We start from the raw sequence: 16,932 nt of genomic DNA, 5'->3' as shown, positions 1-16,932 counted from the left end.
GCCGCGGAAGGAACGCCGGGGAACAGTGTCTGCCGACGGAAAAGTTCCGGTATCAGCTCGGGAAAAACGCCTTTGGGCGCGGTAGGATCAGGTCCTGCCGGGCCGTGAGCCCGCACCTCTGAAGTGGTCCACCCACAATGCGCGAAGTCCGGCAGGATTCCGGTGGACAGGAGGACTGCGGAATGTCTGGAAAGCGGAAGACATCGCCACCAAGCTTCGGCAAGTCGGCGTGCTGCATGGCCAGGGCTCGTCGATGGCCGGTGCGGTGCCCAGATAGGGATATCGCAGCATGCGTTCTGCCGGTGGCGGAAGCGGCATGGCGGGATGAACCGGACGCGGCTGCCGCGGCTGAAGGAACTCGAGAAGGAGAACCCGAGGCTGCGGCGGGCGGTGTCCGACCTGACGCCCGGGAAGCTGATCCTGGCCGAGGCTGCCCGGGGAAACTTCCGGGCCCTCCGCGCCGCCGCGAGTGCGCGGAGCATGTGCGCGAGACGCTCGGCACCTCCGAGCGCCGGGCCTGTCGGGTGCCCGGCCAGCCTCGCTCCACGCAGCGCAAGCCGCCACAGGGCCGGGAAGATGAGGCGCGGCTGACCGTCGGCGTCCTCGGGCTGGACCGGTGTCAATGGCGGAGCAAAATCCGGCCTTGTGGCGGCGCGAAACCAGGCCAGTCATGGGCGGGCCTGCGACTTTGGAGAGCATCATTTTGGGGCCAGAGTTGCCCTGCGCGGACTACGAGCATGATCGTTGGACTGGGGCGACAGGCCGTCAGGTTGCTTCCGGTTCTACCCTGCGGGAGCGGCTCCGGGCCAGGCGGTAGCTTTCGCCGTTCATCTCGAGGATGTTGACGTGGTTGGTCAGCCGGCCGAGCAACGCGCCGGTCAGGCGTTCCGTCCCGAATGCGGATTTCCGCTCGTCGAACGGCAGGTTGCTCGTAATCATGGTGGACCCGCGCCCGCAGCGCTGCGAGATCAGTTCAAACAGGAGCTCGGCGCCGGTCCTGGAGAGCGGAACGAAGCCCCGTTCGTCGATGATGGGCAGCTTGACGGCGGCCAGTTGCTTCTGCAGGCGCAGCAGGCGTCGTTCGTCGCGGGCCTCCATCATCTCGTTGACCAGCGCCGCCGCCGGGGTGAAGGCGACCGACATGCCCTATTGGGATGCGGCGGGGCCGGGACCCAAGGAGACGTGGGTCTTGCCGGTTCCACTGGGCCCGAGGGCGATGACGTTTTCGCGTCCGTCGATCCATTCGCAGCGGGCAAGTTCCAGCACCTGCGTTCGACCGCTCTCTCGGACGGGTCGCGGTCGCGGTCTCACTGTTGAGCTTGGGGATCGCCTTGAAGTCGAAGCTGTCCAGGCTCTTGGCCGCCGGGAACTTCGCGGCGTTCTGCGCCTTCGAACGGTCCCCCGGACCATTTGATCCGCTGGCGCGGACCAGCGTGAACTCCGCCGCTCGCGGTCGCGCCAAAGGCGCGCAATGAATGAACATGGCGGCGTCCGCCGCCGGGCAATTTTATCTCGACCAGACGCGCCGGGACCTGGACATGATCCACGCCCTCGGCGGCGCAATGGCGCGCAACCTTCTCGCATTCCCGCAGGAATCTCGGCAACTTCAGCGTCTTCAGATGGTGGGCAAGCAGGGTCTTCGGCGTTTCGGTCATGCTGCATCTCCCGTCAGCAGCGACATGCAGCTTGCCGTGGATGTGGTCCCGACTTCTGCGCGCGGCAGGCAGGGGCAGACATCGAGGTCGAGCTTTGGCGGCCTCTTCTCGACCTGGCAAAGCACGAGATGCTTCACGGCGCCGAAGCCCGCAGCACCGAGGTGCAAAGCCTGTCTGATGGCCGCATGTGAGGCTCGTCGATGCCGAAGGTCTCCGGCAGACGCAGAACCTGGACATGCTCCCGGCGTCCGGCCTTGACCAGGCGCGGGACCAAGCTGGCAGACAGTCCCGGCAGCCTGTTTGGCGAGTTGATCCCGTTCTTCGTGCCGCAGATCGATCATGCGTCCTCAGCGCGCTTCGACGACCGTCCTGTCGGCAGCTGGGATATCTGGATGAACGTGATCAACGTGGAAGCGGATCACGGCACGACCGAAGCCGCTCTGGTCGAAACCCTCTATGGCGAGCCCCATGACTGGCACACCGGAGGCTGGCGGGAGAAGGGCGCGTTTTCGTCATGCGTCCTGAGACCGCCGGCATGGGCGGGGCTGATCAGCGAGATACTTAAAGGCGATCCCGGGAGCTGGGTCTCCCACGTCTTCAAGACCCCGCTATGGCGCAGCGCGATCCGTCTGGAAACGGATGCCCAGATTGCTCCGATTTGCGTTCAATAGATACGTCTTGCCGGGCGATGCGGGTCTCATGATCGCGGATCATTCCAGGTGATGCGCTTCAATGAACCACCTGGGAGTTTCTCGAGCTGCCGCGCCGCCGCAAGGCCGGTCGGAGCCCCAAAGCGGGCGCATCACCACGGACTTGTTTCGTGGGTGCAGCATTACTATCGCTCGCGCAAAAGCCTCAATGTTGCGGTCAGCTACTCAGGCAACGAAAGTCGACTTTAGAGCCCCGGCGTCCCCCCGACGGGCCTGACCCGGCAAGGACAATATGTCGTCCCGCAGCGCTTCCGCATCGGCAGCCGCTTGGCTATCCAGAGGCCGTACCGGACGAGGAGCAGGGCATGAGTTACGGCAGGCACATCCTGATGGGCGCGATTGCCGCCGCGGCGGCAGCGATGGCGCTCTGGCCGCCGGGCGCCCTGGAGCCGCTCCAGGCCCGCACGCTGGCGGTGGTGATCGTGACGCTGGGCTTCTGGGCAACCTCGCTGCTGCCGGGGTTCCTCACCGCCATGGGCTTCTTCGCGGCGCTGCTGATCTCGGGACTGGCACCGCCGGACCTGGTCTTCTCGGGATTCACCTCGGCGGCGATCTGGCTGGTCACCGCGGGCTTCGTCATCGGCAAGGCGATCCAGGTCACCGGGCTGGGCCAGCGCCTGGCCGAGGCCGCGGCGCCGCACCTGTCGCGCAGCTACCCGATGCTGATCGGCGGGCTGATGCTGATGGGCGCGCTGCTGGGCTTCCTGATGCCCTCCTCGGTCGGGCGCGCGATGCTGCTGGTGCCGATCGGCATGGCGCTGGCCGACACGCTGGGGCTGAAGCCCGGAAGCACCGGCCGCACCGGCGTCGCCGTCTGCATCGCCTTCGCCGCCAACCTGCCCGGCTTTGCCATCCTGCCCGCCAACCTGCCCAACATGGTGCTGTCTGGCGCCGCCGACAGCATCCTGGGCATCCATTTCGGCTATGCCGACTACCTGGCGCTGCACTATCCGATCCTCGGGCTGGCGCGCTGCGCCATCCTCGTGGCGCTGATCCTGCGGCTGTTCCCGGCCGACGCGCCGGAGCTGGCCGCCGCGTCCGCGGCAGCGGCCGAGCCGGGCGGGCGGCAGCTGCGGCTGATGGCGGTCCTGCTGGCAACTCTGGCGCTCTGGGCCACCGACGGGCTGCACGGCATCAACCCGGCCTGGGTCGGGCTCGGCGCGGCAGTACTGCTGCTGCTCCCCCGGATCGGCTTCGTCACGCCCGCGCAGTTCCGCGAGTCGGCGGACTTCCCGACGCTCCTGCTGGTCTCGGGCGTGCTCGCGCTCGGCGCGGTGGTCAGCCATGCCGGGCTGGGCGCGGTTCTCGCCGACCTGGTGACCGGCGTGCTGCCGATGGCGCCGGGGCGGGATTTCCTGAATTTCGTCTCGCTGTCGCTGCTGGCGACGCTGACCGCGCTGATCGCCACCATGCCGGGCGTGCCGGCCGTGCTGACGCCGCTGGCCGAGCAGCTGTCGGCGCAGACCGGGCTGCCGGTGGAGACGGTGCTGATGACCCAGGTGATCGGCTTTTCCACGGTGCTGCTGCCCTACCAGGCGCCGCCCTACCTGATCGCGCTGGGGCTGGCGAAGGAGCCGCCGCGGGTCATCGTCAAGATGCTGATGATCCTCGCGGCGGTCACCTTCCTGGTGCTGGTGCCGCTCGATTTCCTGTGGTGGCGCCTTCTGGGCTGGATCTGAGCTCAGCCGCCGCAGGCGAATTCGCCCAGCCAGGCCTCGTCCGGGTCGAGGCCGGAATAGTCCAGCCCCTGCTCTGCCAGCCACGGGCCGAGCAGGCGCAGGAACGCCGACGGACCGGTCTGCACCGGGCGGAAGCGCGGATGCCAGGGCGCCGGGCGGTAGGCGCCGGACGGGTCGCGGTCGCCGCCGTTCCAGTCGCCCCAGGGCGCGGCAGGATGCAGATGCGCGCCGAGCCGGGAGTTCAGCACGACGCATTTTCCGACCGACTCCAGCGTTTCCCGGCTGATCGTGCCGGACGGCGGCTCGTAGGCGGAAGCCGGACCGAGACGGCAGGCGAACCCGTCGACCGGCGAGGTTCCGTAGGGCGTGGCGCGCACCCCCTCGAACCATTGCCGCCCGAGCTGGAACCGGCCGGCCAGCGCGCGGGGGCTGCCGTCATGGGTGAAGTCGCAGGCATCGAAGACCAGCCCGTATTCGGCGCGGATACTGGTCGAGGGCGCAGTGGCCCAGGCCATTTCGGCGCGGGTCCCGCGCGAGCGGATGGTGCAGTCCTCGAACCACGCGGTCGCCTGGCCGAAGATGAAATCGACATCGCCCTCGATCTCGCAGTCGCGCACGAAGGCGCGGACGGTGCGGTCCTTCGGTCCCTGCAGGTAGAGCGTGTCCTGGAAGCTCGACAGCCTGAGGCCTTCGGCATGCAGCCGGTCGGCCGAGGCCGAGAGCAGCGCGACCGCCTGGTGCTGCCCGCTGCCCGCCTGGCCCGCGGCGTTGAAGGCGGTGGGCTTGTCCATCGCCTCGGGGCGGTCGCAGTTGTAGGTGTTGACGATGCCGAACCCGCCCAGCCGCGTGCCGTCCGCTTCGACCCGCAGGACCGAGGCATTGGCCGTGGTGATCTTGTCCCGCGCGGCGATGCGCTCGAATATCTCACGTGTCTCTTCCGAGACGCCCTCGAACTGCGCGGCGAAGCGGCGGCGGTATTCCGCACCGGTCATCTCGGCGTCGATATTGTCCTCCAGCACCGCGCCGGTGCCGCGCAGCGTGAAGCTCAGCCAGCCGGTTCCGACCCGCACCCGCGGCAGATACACGAGCCCCGCGTGCCGCCCCGGGGCGAGCCCGATCACGACGTGGCGCGGATGGCCCGCCGCCTTCGCTCCGGCAATCGCGGCCTCGACGGCCATCTGCACCGCGCCGGGCGGCCCGGGCTCCACCGTCACGTCGGGCAGCGTCCAGGGCTCGGCAAAGGGGTCCCAGTGATCCGCCACCTCCGCGCCGAAGCGCCCCGCCCGGGCCAGCACCCGGGACCGGGTGAACCGCTCTGCCTGCGTCCCGCTCAGTTCGGGGCGCGCCGGAGTTCCGTCCAGCATCAGGCCACCCGTGCCTCGGCGGCGTCGCTGCCGCGCTCCAGATGGGCGGCATAGCTCATCATCAGCGGGCCGACGCCCTTGATGTCGTCGGCGACACGGCGCTCGGTCAGGTAGTATTCGGCCGAACCGTCGCGGAAGCGGTTCTCGAAATAGCCCAGACCTGCGACCTCGCAGATCTCCGCCATCTCCTGCCCGCCGCCCGCGCGCTTGCGCACCACCTTGGACGCGAGGATGTCGAAGAGGTCGGCGGGCGGCTCGGCCGCGAGGCCCAGCATCGCGGCCTTTTCCAGCGCATATACGAACATGGCGGAGGCCGAGCTTTCCTCGTAGTTGCCCTCCAGGTCCGGACGGTCGATGACCTGAAGCCAGATGCCGCCCGGCACGCGCAGCTCCATGATCCGCGCCAAGAGCGCCCGGGCCTGCGGCTCCAGCGGGCGGAACCGCTCGGGACCGGCGAGATCCGCGATGTCCACGAGCGCCATGGCCAGCCAGCCGAGCGCGCGCGACCAATGCGCCTTGTTGTGCCCGGTGTCGCGGTCCGACCAGGGTTGCTTGCGGGCCTCGTCCATCGCGTGCGCGTAGAGCCCGGTCGACTGCACCAGCGTCATCTCCAGCGCGGTCACCACCTGCGCGATCGCGTCCTCGACCAGCGCCTCGTCGCCGGTCTTCAGCCCGTAGCCGATCTGGAACGGCGCGCCCATGTAGAGGCCGTCGAGCCACACCTGCCACGGATAGCGCAGCTTGTGCCAGTAGACGCCGGATTTCGTCCGCGGATGGGTGGCGAGCTGGTCGATCAGGATCGCCGCGGCCGCCATGTATTTCGGGTCGCCGGTCACCTCGCCGAGATAGAGCAGCGCCTTGCCCGACATGATGTTGTCGATGTTGTAGTCCGAGACGTTGTAGCCCGCCAGCGACGTGCCGTCGCCGATCTGCGCATCCACCCGCGCCTGCATCTCGTCCAGCCAGCGCGCTTCGCCCGTCGCGCGGTGCAGCAGTTCCAGCCCGCGGTAGAGGCAGCCGTCCTCGTAGCACCAGGGCCCGCCCTTGTAGGGCGTGTAGGCAGCCGTGAAGGCTGCGAAATAGTCGGTCAGCATGGCTCTGGATCCTTCGTCGTCTCGAAAATCTCGATGGCACCGGTCACTTCGGCAAAGTCGGCACGGATGGTCTCGCGGCAGGCGGGGGCGACCCCGGTCGCCATCAGCGGCACGCCGGGCGCTGCATCCGGGTCGAAGCTGGCGCGGACGCGCTCCAGCACGATGCCGCGGATCGGGCTTTCCGGCAGGCCGAGCAGCGCCACCACGGCCAGCGTCACGCCGGTGGCGGTCACGTCGCGGAAGGTGACGCCCTCGATCACCGGGGTCGTCCCGTCCACCGCGGCCGGGATGCGGGTCTGCACCCAGTCGTCATGCCCGTCCGGGTCGCAGAAATAGAAGGCATTGGCGGCGAAGGGCGTCGGGACATCGGTCATGACGACATGGTCCAGCGTGACCCGCGCGACCGTCCCGCCCCTGCCCCGCCGGGTCTTGATCCGCAGCCCGCGGTCGGTGCCGTCGAAGCTGCAGGCGCGGATCGTCACGTCTGTGATCTCGCCCGACATCTCCGAGCCCAGCACCACGGCGCCATGGCCGCGCTCCATGTGGCACTGCACGACCTCCAGCCGCCGGGTCGGGGCGAGGTGGTCCTCCTGCCCCGGCGCGCGCTTGCCCGCCTTGACCGCGATGCAGTCGTCGCCGACCGAGAAATGCAGCCCCGCCAGCGTCACGTCCTCGCAGCTTTCCGGATCGAGCCCGTCGGTATTCGGGCTGTCATGCGGGTTCTCGATGAACATCGCGGCGGCGGTCAGCCGGTCGCAGCGGAAGGGATGCACCGTCCAGCTGGGCGAGTTGCGCACGGTGAAGCCCGACAGCTCGACATCCGGGGAATGGGCGAGGAACAGCGTCCGCGGACGGCGGGCGCCGTCGCGGGTCTCCTTCGGCCAGCTCCACCAGTCGCCGCGGTCGCCGCCGCCGTCGAGGATGCCGCGGCCGGTGACCTTCAGCCCTGCGCAATCGATCGCGGTCACGACCGAGGCGAAGGAGGTCTCGGGCAGGCCCTCCCAGGTGCCGATGACGCGGCCGTCCCCGTCGCGGGCGGGCAGCTGCGGCCAGCCGGCGCGGTCCGCCTTGCCCGCGATCTCGGCCCCCTCGGGCAGCCAGAAGGTGATGCCGGGCCTGAGGAAGACCGGGCCGGTGACATAGCGGCCGCGCGGCACCATGAGCGTGCCGCCCTCGGGCGTGGCGGCGACCGCTGCGGCGAAGGCGGCGGCATTGTCCTCCGCGCCGGCCTCCAGCCCGTGGTCGCGGGCATCGACAAGCCCGGCACAGCGCGGCGTGGAGAATTCCAGATCCCCCAGCTCGCAATCGAAGAGATAGTCATGCCCGGGCAGCAGGTCCTCGACGAAGACGGGCGCGGTCGTGGCCGTGCCCTCGTAGTACATCACGCCGTCGCGGCTGATCCGCCAGGCGACCGGATGCGGCAGCTTGTAGAGCGCGCCCGGGGGCGAGAGCAGGATCGTCGCCGAACGGGACGACAGGGTGACGAGACGGGGTGCGGTCATCGCGGATCGGGCCTCTGCGGAAATGGGCGGGGGGCGGCGGCACGCCGCCGCCCCCCTGGGGAGGAACCTCAGGACTTGATGTCGTCCAGCGCTTCCTGGATGGCGTAGATCATCTCGTCGGCCGCGGTTTCCGCGTCGATTTCGCCGTAGGCGAAGAGTTCGAGATTGTCTTCCATCGCGGCGCGGACGTCGGGATGTTCCATGTAGGGATGGATCGCCGGACCCTCGGCATTGATCACCAGCTCCTGTGCCGCGATCTGGCCGGGCTTCAGCACGCCCTCCTCGGTCAGCTGGGCCAGCGCGGCCTTGGAGGCCGGAACTCCGCGGGCGGAGCCCATGGCGGCGATTCCCTCGGGCTCGTTCAGCAGGCAGTTGACGATCTGGGCGGCGGCTTCGGGGTTCTCCGAGTTCTTCGAGATCGAGAACACCATCGACGCCTTGCGGTAGACGCCCTCGGTCAGTTCGCCCGCCTGGTCGATGATGCCGGTGTATTCAAGCTCCTGGCCCTCTTCCATCGGGTCGGAGATCTTGAAGTAGGTGCTGTCCCACTGGTAGCTGCCGGCGATCTCGCCCTTGGTCCATTTCGGGTTTTCGTGGATCGGCAGGTTGCCTGCCGCCAGGACGTCCGACCAGGGCTGGATGACATGGTTGTCGACCAGGCTCTGGTAGAAGGTGATCGCGTCGGCCAGCTCGTCGACCGACCACAGGATCTCGTTGGTATCGGGGTCGATCAGCGGCTTGCCGGTCTTCTGCGTGCCGTAGAGCGTGACCAGCAGCGTGCCGTCCAGCGCGATCCCCTCGAACGGGTAGTAGGCGTCGCCCAGCTTCTCCTGGAAGATCGGGCCGGCGGCCAGCAGGTCGTCCCAGGTCTTGGGCAGCGGCAGCCCCGCCTTGTCATAGGTGGTCTTGTTGAAGACGAAGAGGCGCCCGGTGGTCGAGACCGGCAGGCCGTTCAGCACGCCGTTGCGGCGCCCCGCTTCCAGCTGCTCGGGGGTCCAGTTCGACAGGTCGATCGCGTCGAGCTGCTCGAGATCGGCGAAGCCGTCGCCGCGCGCCGAGAAGATCGGCAGCCAGGGCCAGTTGATCTGCATGATGTCCGCCTCGGTCCGGCCGGCGATCTGGGTCGCGACCTTCTCGAAATGGCCCTGCCAACCGGTGAATTCCGGCTTGATCGTGTGGCCGTATTTCTCGCCGCAGACCTTCAGCGCCTCCTGCGTGGCCAGGTGGCGGCTGTCGCCGCCCCACCAGCTCATCCGCAGCTCGGCCGCCTGGGCAGCCCCGGCCAGGGCCGTGGTTGCAAGCGCGAGGCTCATCAATGCCGTTTTCATCCTGTTCTCCTCCCTTGGATGTTCAGTTGAGCGCGCCCTTGAGCGAGACATTCTCGCCCGAGGACACGTCGAAGACATGCGCGTGGCTGCCCGAGACGGTCAGGCCGACCCGGTCCCCGCGCTGCGTGTTGCGGTCGAATTGCTCGGACGGAACGACCGCGACGAAGGGGGCATTGCCGACCTTCGCGTGGAGGTTCACCTCGTGGCCCATGAATTCGATGTTGGCGACGGTGCCGGTCAGGCTGTTCGGGCTGCCCGCCGGGACCACGCCCAGATGCTGCGGGCGGATGCCCAGCGTCACGGGCCCGTCCTGGATGTAGAGCCGCCGCGCGAGGTCGTCGCCCGCCTCCACGGTCTGCCCGTCCAGCGTCAGCTGCGCGCCGATCCCGCGGGTCAGCACGGCCGGCACCAGGTTCATCTCGGGCATGCCGATGAAGCCCGCGACGAAGGCGTTTGCCGGGCGCTCGTACAGCGTCACCGGATCGGCCACCTGCATGATGTGGCCGTCCTTCATCACGCAGATGCGGTCGCCCATGGTCATCGCCTCGACCTGGTCATGGGTCACGTAGACCACCGTCGCCGGGCGTCCCTCGGCCTTCAGCCGCTTGTGCAGGTCGGTGATCCGCACCCGCATCGCGGCGCGCAGCTTCGCATCGAGGTTCGACAGCGGCTCGTCGAAGAGGAAGACGTCCGGATGCTTGATCAGCGCGCGGCCCACCGCGACCCGCTGGGCCTGTCCGCCCGAGAGCTGCTTCGGCAGCCGGTCGAGGAGCTTCTCGATCTCGAGGATCTCCGACACCTCGTCGGTCGCCGTGGCGATCTCGTCCTTGGGCTTGCCGCGCAGCTGCAGGCCGAAGCCCAGGTTGCGGCGCACCTTCATGTGGGGGTAGAGCGCGTAGTTCTGGAACACCATGGCAATGCCGCGCTTGCCCGGGACGAGATCGTTGACGACATTCTCGCCGATGCGGATCTCGCCCCCCGTTATGGTCTCGAGACCGGCGATCATCCTCAGCGTGGTGGACTTGGCGCAGCCCGAAGGCCCCACCAGCACCATGAATTCGCCTTCCTGGACATCGAGGTTGATCCCGTGGACCGCCTTGAAGCCGTTGCCGTAGGTCTTTTCGACCCCTTTGAGTTGAAGTTCAGCCATCAGCCTTTGACTCCTCCGGACGAGATGCCTTCGATGAAGTATTTCTGTGCCATGAAGAACACGATGAGGGACGGGGCGAGCGCGAGGACCGACATTGCGAGGATCTGGTTCCAGGCGAAGGCCTCGGTCGTGTCGATGGAGAGCTTGAGCGCCAGGCTCACCGGGTATTTCTCGACCGACGAGATGTAGATCAGCGGGCCGAGGAAGTCGTTCATCGTCCACATGAACTGGAACAGGCAGACCGAGATCAGCGCGGGCATCAGCATTGGCACGACGATGTAGATCAGCGTCTGCAGCGTCGTCGCGCCGTCGACGCGGGCGGCCTCCTCCATGTCGCGCGGGATGGCGCGCAGGAACTGGATCACCATGAAGACGAAGAATGCATCGCCGGCGAGCGCCGAGGGCACCCAGAGCGGCAGGAAGGAGTCCAGCCAGCCGATGTCGCGGAACAGCAGGTATTGCGGGATCCGCGTGACCACGTTCGGCAGCAGCAGCGTCGCGATCACGGTGGCGAAGAGGAACTTCTTCCCCGGGAATTCGAAGCGGGCGAAGCCGTAGGCCACCAGCGTGCAGGAGATCGCCGTCCCGATGGTCTTGGGAATGATGATCCACAGCGTGTTCACGAAGAACTTGCCGAACGTGTAGGGCGTCGAAGTCTGCCAGCCCTCGATATAGCCCGAGAGCGTCGGCTCCTTAGGCCAGAACCCGGCCGAGGAGAACATCTCGGCATTGGTCTTGAAGGAAGCGCCGATCAGCCAGATCAGCGGGTAGATCATGATCAGACCGACGATGGTCAGAAGGCCGTAGCGCAGGATCGAGGAACGCAGGGCCTGGCGGCGGTGCTTCAGCTCGATGGCGGTGGGCGGTTCGGGACTTTTCGCGACAGGAATGTCGGTAATGGCGGCCATTGGATCAGCTCCTCTTGTCGCCGGCGTAGTAGACCCACTTCTTCGACGACCAGAACGCGATGAGGGTCAGGACCATGATGATGGCGAAGAGCACCCAGGCGATGGCGGAGGCATAGCCCATGTCGAAGCTCTTGAAGGCCTTGTCATAGATGTAGAGCGGCAGCAGGTAGGTGGATTTCATCGGGCCGCCGTCGGTGATGATGTAGGGGCCGTTGAATTCCTGGAACGCCTGCACCGTCTGCATGATCAGGTTGAAGAAGATCACCGGGGTGATCAGCGGCAGCGTGATGTGGCGGAAGATCTTCCAGGGTCCCGCCCCGTCGATCGCGGCGGCTTCGTAGAGCGACTTGTCGACCGATTGCAGCGCGGCAAGGAAGATCACCATGGCCGAGCCGAACTGCCAGCAGCGCAGCAGCGTGATGGTGAACAGCGCGTTCTCGGGATCGCCGAACCAGTTGATCGGCTCCATGCCGAGGCTGCCCAGCATGATGTTCACCAGGCCGGTATCGGCGAAGATGTAGCGCCACAGCACCGCGATCGCGACCGAGCCGCCGAGGATCGATGGCACGTAATAGGCGGTGCGGAACAGGTTGATCGCCTTCAGCCGGTAGTTCAGCACGACCGCGATGAACAGCGCGAAGGCCAGCTTCAGCGGCACCGTGGTGAAGACGTAGATCAGCGTCACCTTCAGCGACTTGTCGAAGGTCCGGTCGCGGGTGAAGAGCTTCTCGTAATTGTGCAGCCCGACCCATTCGGGCTTGTTCAGCAGGTCATAGTCGGTGAAGCTGAGATAGAAGGATGCGAGGAAGGGGAAGGCCGTGAACAGCAGAAGCCCGATCACGTAGGGCGACACGTACCACAGCCCCATCCATTTGCTTTCGCCACCCATCATGCGGCTCCTTTCCGGTTTCGGGCGATCCGGGCGGCAGGGCCTGCCCGGAATGCGTCTCGGGATCCGCCGGGACTGCCCTCGCGGGCCCCGCGGAACGGTGTTCTGTCGTCGGACTGGGTCATGGTGATGACGGCGGCTGCACGGATCCCGCCCCGGCATTGCCGGGCGGTCCACGCGCCTGAAGCTCCTCCCTTGGACCGGGCTCCCCCGCCCGGGACTCATGGTTATGATTCCATGAAATCAGGGTATTCCAGCTTGCATGGGAGGTAACATGCCGGGTATGGGATAAAAAGATGGAGAAAACCGAACATTTCCCGCTCTCGCTCATGCCGATGCGTTCGCTGTCGCTCCGGCTGGCCCGCTCGGCGATCAAGATGCGCCACAATGCGCGCTGGCGGATCGACAAGCTGAACCCGGTGCACGACCTGGTGATGCCGCTGACGGGCAGCGGCCGCTACTGGATCGGCGAGGACGAATTCACGCTGGAACCGGGCGAGGCCATGCTGATCCCGGCCTATGTCCGCTTCCGCGGGCGGCATGATTGCGGCGACATGGAATATACCGGCGTGGCGCAGCACTTCATGCTGGACCTGTTCGGGCGCGGCGACGTGATTTCCCAGATGAAGCTGGCGCGCAAGGCGCGCTTCCCGGACTGGGAGGCGATGGAGCCGCTGGTGCGCCACTACCGCGAGTCGACCTCGCGGGCAAACACCACGCTGAGCCAGCACCACGCCTTCATGGTGCTCCTGCTGGCGCATCTGGAGGCGGCCTTCGAAGGCTGGCGCACCGAGGACACCACGCCCGAAAGCCAGGACCAGCTGTCGCTGCACATCATGTTCGTGGCCTCGCGGCTGAGCTCGGATCCGCTGGGGGCCGGCGTCGAGGACGCGCTGGCGAACGTGCCCTACAACCCGGACTACTTCCGTCGGGCATTCCGCGACCGGATGGGGATGACGCCGAAGAAATTCCGCGAACTCAAAAGGATGGAGTTCGCGGCGAACCGTCTGGGCATGGGGCTTTCGGTCAAGGAAGCCGCCCTGGAGCTGGGCTTCGCCGACCCCTATTTCTTCAGCCGGATGTTCAAGCAGTATATCGGCGACAGCCCGTCCAGCTACCGCCTCAACAAGGGCGCGGTGCCGCCGCCGGATTCCGGCGACGTCATCGTCTGATCACATCACCGCGCCGATCTGCCAGGGCAGGAACTCGTTGTCGCCGAGGCCCAGAAGCTCGCTTTTCGTCGCCTGCCCCGAGGCAGTCGCGATCACCATCTCCAGGATCTCGCTGCCCTTTTCCTGCAGGCTGACGCCCTTGCTCACCACGTCCCCGGCATTCAGGTCCATGTCGTCCGGCATCGCCTCGTAGAGCGTGTCGTTGGTCGCGACCTTGATCGTCGGCGCTGGTTTCGAGCCGAAGGCCGAGCCGCGCCCGGTGGTGAAGACCAGCACCTGCGCGCCGCCCGCGATCTGCCCCGTCGCCGACACCGGGTCGTAGCCCGGCGTGTCCATGAACACGAGGCCGGGGGTGCGGATCTGCTGGCCATAGGCCAGCACGTCGCGAAGGGGGGTCGATCCCGCCTTTGCGACGGCCCCGAGCGACTTCTCCAGGATGGTGGTCAGCCCGCCCGCCTTGTTGCCGGGGCTCGGATTGTTGTCCATCGAGCCGCCGTTCATCGACGTGTAGCCTTCCCACCAGCGGATGCGCTCCAGAAGTTTCTCCGCAATTTCAGAGCTTTCCGCGCGACGCAGCAGCAATTCCTCGGCCCCGAAGATCTCCGGCGTCTCCGACAGCACCACCGTGCCGCCGAGCCCCACCAGCATGTCGCAGGCAATGCCGAGCGCCGGATTGGCCGATATTCCGGAATATCCATCCGATCCGCCGCATTGAAGCGCCAGCGTCAGCTCCGAAACCGGGCAGTCGGACCGCTCCGCCTTGTTCACCTCAGGCAGCATCTCGCGGATCTTCGCAGCGATCAGCCCGACCGTCGCACGGGTCCCGCCATTCTCCTGGATGGTCAGCCCGTGGAAGCGCTCGCTGCCGGTGGCCTCGAACATCTGCTTCATCCGCGCGATCTGCATCACCTCGCAGCCGAGGCCCACGAAGATCGCCGCGCCGACATTCGGATGGGTTGCATGGCCCCAGAGCACGCGCTGCAGGTTCTCCCAGCCGGGGCCTTCGTTGTTCATTCCGCAGCCGGTGCCATGGGCAAAGGCGACCACGCCGTCGACATTCGGGTACTGCGCCAGGATGCCGGAGCGCATCACTTCCTCGGCCGCCTGCCGGATCACCGTGGCCGAGCAGTTCACCGTCGCGACCAGCGCGATCACGTTGCGCGTGCCGACCCGCCCGTCGCCGCGGCGGTAGCCGCGGAAGCTCCGGGGCGCCATCTCGGGCACCGTCTTCCGCGCGGCCTCCAGATCGGCGCCGATGCCGTAGTCGCGGCCATGGGCGCCGATTTCGCAATTGTGGCTGTGGACATGCTCACCTTCGGAAATGTCCATCGTGGCATAGCCGATCACCTGGCCGAATTTCCGGATCGGCGCGCCCTTGGCGATGGCATGGCGGGCCAGCTTGTGCCCAGGCGAGACCGGCGCCCCGAGCGCCGCGCCCCGGCCCAGCGGGGTCTCCCCGGCCTTGGCGCGGGTGGTCAGGATGGCGACGTCGTCGCGTTCGTCCAGCAGGATCGGGTCGGACATGGGGCTCTCCGGAGGTTGCGGCAGGGCGCAGGGCGCCCCGCCATTTGGGTCAGCGCGCCAGCCAGCCGCCATCCACGTTCAGCACGGCGCCGGTGACGTATTTCGCGGCCGGCGAGGCCAGGAAGCAGACGGCGCCGGCAATGTCCTCGGGGTCGCCCCAGCGCCCGGCCGGGATGCGCTCCAGGATCTGGCGCGAGCGGTCCTCGTCCGCGCGCAGCGCCGAGGTGTTGTTGGTGGCGATGTAGCCCGGCGCCACCGCGTTCACGGTGATGCCCTCGGGCGCCCATTCATTGGCGAAGATCTTGGTGAGGCCCGCCACGCCGTGCTTCGACGCGGTATAGCCCGGCACCCGGATGCCGCCCTGGAAGCTGAGCAGCGAGGCGATGTTGACGATCCGCCCGCCCTCGCCGCGCGCGATCGCCTGCTTGCCGAAGGCCTGGCAGAGCAGGAAGACCGCCTTGAGGTTGACGTTCATCACCTCGTCCCAGTCCAGCTCGGAATGCTTGACCGAGTCCTCGCGGCGGATGATGCCGGCGTTGTTCACCAGGATGTCGAGCGGCGCCACGCTTTCCAGCGCCGCCACCCCGGCATGGGGATCGGAGAGGTCCACCAGCAGCGTCTCGGCGCTGCCGCCCGCTGCCTCGATGATCTCCACCGTCTCGTCGCAGGCACGGCGGCCCGCGGCGATGACGTGGGCCCCGCGCTCGGCAAGGCCCACGGCGATCGCCTGCCCGATCCCGGTATTCGCGCCCGTAACCAGGGCGCGCTTCCCGTCGATGCGGAACGGATCCATCAGCGCAGGTCCTCCATGGCGATGAAGTCCATGTCGGTGAAGTCGGTGTTGTCGCCGGCCATCGCCCAGCAGAAGGTGTAGCTGCCGGTGCCGGCCCCCGAATGGATCGACCAGGGCGGCGAGATCACGGCTTCCTCGTTCGACATGACGATGTGCCGGGTCTCGTCCGGCTCGCCCATGAAGTGGAAGACGCGGGACCCTTCGTCGAGGTCGAAATACAGGTAGGCCTCCATCCGGCGGTCATGGATATGCGCCGGCATGGTGTTCCAGAGGGACCCGGGCAGGAACTGGGTGTAGCCCATGGTCAGCTGGCAGGTTTCCTGGACATCGGGGTGCAGGAACTGGATGATGACGCGCTCGTTGGCGGTGTCCTTGGAGCCCAGCTCGACGCGCTTCGCCTCGGCCGGCTTGATCAGGCGGGTGGCGATGGCGCGGTGCGCCGGGGTCGACAGGATGTAGAAGCGGCCCTGGCCCGAGAACTCGACCGGGCCGGAGCCCATGCCGATATAGAGCACGTCACCCTTCTCCATCGCGTAGCTTTCGCCGCCGACGGTGACGGTGCCGGCCTCGGGGCCGATGTTGAGCACGCCCATCTCGCGGCGTTCCAGCACGGTCTTGGTGCCGGTGTTCTGCACCTCGTCGACGGCCAGCGTGCCGCCGGCGGGCACGGCGGAGCCGAGGATCATGCGGTCATAGTGGGAATAGGTCAGCTTGACCTCGCCGGGGACGAAAAGCCCGCCGACATGGAACTCGTCGCGGAGCCCGTCCGTGTCGAGCGTCTTGGTGGTCCGCGGGTCGATTGCGTGGCGGATGTCGACTTCGGTCATGGGGTTTCTCCTCCTTACAGGAAATCGTCACGTCGGGGGGTGAAGCAGTCGATCAGTTCGCCCTCTTCGAGGCAGACGCAGCCATGCGTCGCGCCCGAAGGGATGACGAAGCTGTCGCCCGGCCCGATTTCGGTGACCGTCTCGCCGATGGTGAAGGCGAAGCGGCCGGTTTTCACATAGGTCGACTGCACGTGCGGGTGGCTGTGCAGCGCCCCTTCCGCATCCTTGGAGAAGCGGAAGGAGACGACCATCAGTTCCGGCGCGTCGGCCAGAACCTGTCTGGTGACTCCGCCAAGATCGACGGGCGGAAAGACATTAGTCATCGGACATCTCCATT

The 16,932-nt window shown here is 67.3% G+C and carries 15 protein-coding genes and 2 pseudogenes; 4 read left to right on the top strand and 13 right to left on the bottom strand.

Features of this window, described 5'->3' with window-relative positions:
- Positions 1 to 123: 123 nt before the first annotated feature.
- Positions 124 to 591, top strand: a complete 468-nt coding sequence (locus tag HCC78_RS34695) for a transposase (RefSeq protein WP_371743769.1) — start codon at positions 124 to 126, stop codon at positions 589 to 591.
- Positions 592 to 765: 174 nt separating this feature from the next.
- Here HCC78_RS34695 and HCC78_RS02905 read toward each other — a convergent pair.
- Positions 766 to 1,655: pseudogene (locus HCC78_RS02905) on the bottom strand (ATP-binding protein).
- Positions 1,652 to 1,911 (bottom strand): annotated as a pseudogene (locus HCC78_RS33510) (IS21 family transposase); the annotation flags it as partial. The pseudogenes HCC78_RS33510 and HCC78_RS02905, both read right to left, overlap by 4 nt.
- On the opposite strand from HCC78_RS33510, the gene HCC78_RS02900 reads away from it, so the two are divergent.
- Positions 1,910 to 2,326 (top strand): hypothetical protein, encoded by a 417-nt coding sequence (locus HCC78_RS02900; RefSeq protein ID WP_216671003.1) that lies wholly within the window; start codon positions 1,910 to 1,912, stop codon positions 2,324 to 2,326. The pseudogene HCC78_RS33510 and the gene HCC78_RS02900 sit on opposite strands and share 2 nt — an antisense overlap.
- Before the next feature lie 344 nt (positions 2,327 to 2,670).
- A complete protein-coding gene (locus HCC78_RS02895) occupies positions 2,671 to 4,044 on the top strand; it encodes an SLC13 family permease (protein WP_172327235.1) in 1,374 nt (457 codons plus the stop codon).
- 2 nt (positions 4,045 to 4,046) lie between these two features.
- Here the strand turns inward: HCC78_RS02895 and HCC78_RS02890 are convergent, their stop codons facing one another.
- From HCC78_RS02890 to HCC78_RS02860, 7 genes are all read right to left on the bottom strand, one after another.
- On the bottom strand, positions 4,047 to 5,408 hold the full coding sequence (locus HCC78_RS02890) for a pectinesterase family protein (protein ID WP_216671002.1): 1,362 nt from the start codon (positions 5,406 to 5,408) through the stop codon (positions 4,047 to 4,049).
- Positions 5,408 to 6,502 carry a glycoside hydrolase family 105 protein gene (locus tag HCC78_RS02885; protein ID WP_172327234.1) on the bottom strand — a complete coding sequence of 365 codons (1,095 nt, stop codon included), beginning with the start codon at positions 6,500 to 6,502 and terminating at the stop codon, positions 5,408 to 5,410. Before HCC78_RS02885 ends, HCC78_RS02890 begins: the two co-directional genes overlap by 1 nt.
- Positions 6,496 to 8,004, bottom strand: a complete 1,509-nt coding sequence (locus HCC78_RS02880; protein WP_172327233.1) for a glycoside hydrolase family 28 protein — start codon at positions 8,002 to 8,004, stop codon at positions 6,496 to 6,498. The genes HCC78_RS02885 and HCC78_RS02880 overlap by 7 nt, the downstream gene beginning before the upstream one ends.
- A gap of 68 nt (positions 8,005 to 8,072) precedes the next feature.
- Positions 8,073 to 9,332, bottom strand: a complete 1,260-nt coding sequence (locus tag HCC78_RS02875) for an ABC transporter substrate-binding protein (protein WP_172327232.1) — start codon at positions 9,330 to 9,332, stop codon at positions 8,073 to 8,075.
- Positions 9,333 to 9,354: 22 nt separating this feature from the next.
- Positions 9,355 to 10,482, bottom strand: coding sequence for an ABC transporter ATP-binding protein (locus HCC78_RS02870; protein WP_172327231.1), 1,128 nt, complete (start codon positions 10,480 to 10,482; stop codon positions 9,355 to 9,357).
- The gene (locus HCC78_RS02865) at positions 10,482 to 11,390 is read right to left on the bottom strand and encodes a carbohydrate ABC transporter permease (RefSeq protein ID WP_172327230.1); all 909 of its coding nucleotides are present in this window, start codon (positions 11,388 to 11,390) and stop codon (positions 10,482 to 10,484) included. The genes HCC78_RS02870 and HCC78_RS02865 overlap by 1 nt, the downstream gene beginning before the upstream one ends.
- 4 nt (positions 11,391 to 11,394) lie before the next feature.
- Complete coding sequence (locus HCC78_RS02860) at positions 11,395 to 12,279, bottom strand: carbohydrate ABC transporter permease (RefSeq protein WP_172327229.1); 885 nt, start codon at positions 12,277 to 12,279, stop codon at positions 11,395 to 11,397.
- A 296-nt stretch (positions 12,280 to 12,575) separates the two neighbouring features.
- On the opposite strand from HCC78_RS02860, the gene HCC78_RS02855 reads away from it, so the two are divergent.
- Positions 12,576 to 13,451 carry an AraC family transcriptional regulator gene (locus HCC78_RS02855; protein WP_172327228.1) on the top strand — a complete coding sequence of 292 codons (876 nt, stop codon included), beginning with the start codon at positions 12,576 to 12,578 and terminating at the stop codon, positions 13,449 to 13,451.
- Here HCC78_RS02855 and HCC78_RS02850 read toward each other — a convergent pair whose 3' ends face one another.
- The 4 genes from HCC78_RS02850 to HCC78_RS02835 are packed head-to-tail and all read right to left on the bottom strand — an operon-like array spanning position 13,452 to position 16,918.
- Positions 13,452 to 14,975, bottom strand: coding sequence for a UxaA family hydrolase (locus HCC78_RS02850; RefSeq protein ID WP_172327227.1), 1,524 nt, complete (start codon positions 14,973 to 14,975; stop codon positions 13,452 to 13,454).
- Between the two features lie 49 nt (positions 14,976 to 15,024).
- Positions 15,025 to 15,768, bottom strand: coding sequence for a 2-dehydro-3-deoxy-D-gluconate 5-dehydrogenase KduD (kduD, locus tag HCC78_RS02845; protein ID WP_172327226.1), 744 nt, complete (start codon positions 15,766 to 15,768; stop codon positions 15,025 to 15,027).
- A complete protein-coding gene (gene kduI / locus HCC78_RS02840; RefSeq protein WP_172327225.1) occupies positions 15,768 to 16,595 on the bottom strand; it encodes a 5-dehydro-4-deoxy-D-glucuronate isomerase in 828 nt (275 codons plus the stop codon). Before kduI ends, kduD begins: the two co-directional genes overlap by 1 nt.
- A gap of 14 nt (positions 16,596 to 16,609) precedes the next feature.
- Positions 16,610 to 16,918, bottom strand: a complete 309-nt coding sequence (locus tag HCC78_RS02835) for a cupin domain-containing protein (RefSeq protein ID WP_172327224.1) — start codon at positions 16,916 to 16,918, stop codon at positions 16,610 to 16,612.
- Positions 16,919 to 16,932: the final 14 nt, after the last annotated feature.

It is taken from the genome of Mangrovicoccus sp. HB161399 (genome assembly GCF_013184745.1).
Classification (GTDB): Bacteria; Pseudomonadota; Alphaproteobacteria; order Rhodobacterales; family Rhodobacteraceae; genus Mangrovicoccus.
Note: the sequence above shows the minus strand (reverse complement) of the source record. Positions and strands in the feature narration are given on the sequence as shown.

Coding starts and splice junctions, on each gene's coding strand:
- HCC78_RS02895 (WP_172327235.1), top strand. CDS start 2,671: ATGAGTTACGGCAGGCACATCCTGATGGGCGCGATTGCCGCCGCGGCG.
- HCC78_RS02890 (WP_216671002.1), bottom strand. CDS start 5,408: ATGCTGGACGGAACTCCGGCGCGCCCCGAACTGAGCGGGACGCAGGCA.
- HCC78_RS02885 (WP_172327234.1), bottom strand. CDS start 6,502: ATGCTGACCGACTATTTCGCAGCCTTCACGGCTGCCTACACGCCCTAC.
- HCC78_RS02880 (WP_172327233.1), bottom strand. CDS start 8,004: ATGACCGCACCCCGTCTCGTCACCCTGTCGTCCCGTTCGGCGACGATC.
- HCC78_RS02875 (WP_172327232.1), bottom strand. CDS start 9,332: ATGAAAACGGCATTGATGAGCCTCGCGCTTGCAACCACGGCCCTGGCC.
- HCC78_RS02870 (WP_172327231.1), bottom strand. CDS start 10,482: ATGGCTGAACTTCAACTCAAAGGGGTCGAAAAGACCTACGGCAACGGC.
- HCC78_RS02865 (WP_172327230.1), bottom strand. CDS start 11,390: ATGGCCGCCATTACCGACATTCCTGTCGCGAAAAGTCCCGAACCGCCC.
- HCC78_RS02860 (WP_172327229.1), bottom strand. CDS start 12,279: ATGGGTGGCGAAAGCAAATGGATGGGGCTGTGGTACGTGTCGCCCTAC.
- HCC78_RS02855 (WP_172327228.1), top strand. CDS start 12,576: ATGGAGAAAACCGAACATTTCCCGCTCTCGCTCATGCCGATGCGTTCG.
- HCC78_RS02850 (WP_172327227.1), bottom strand. CDS start 14,975: ATGTCCGACCCGATCCTGCTGGACGAACGCGACGACGTCGCCATCCTG.
- kduD (WP_172327226.1), bottom strand. CDS start 15,768: ATGGATCCGTTCCGCATCGACGGGAAGCGCGCCCTGGTTACGGGCGCG.
- kduI (WP_172327225.1), bottom strand. CDS start 16,595: ATGACCGAAGTCGACATCCGCCACGCAATCGACCCGCGGACCACCAAG.
- HCC78_RS02835 (WP_172327224.1), bottom strand. CDS start 16,918: ATGACTAATGTCTTTCCGCCCGTCGATCTTGGCGGAGTCACCAGACAG.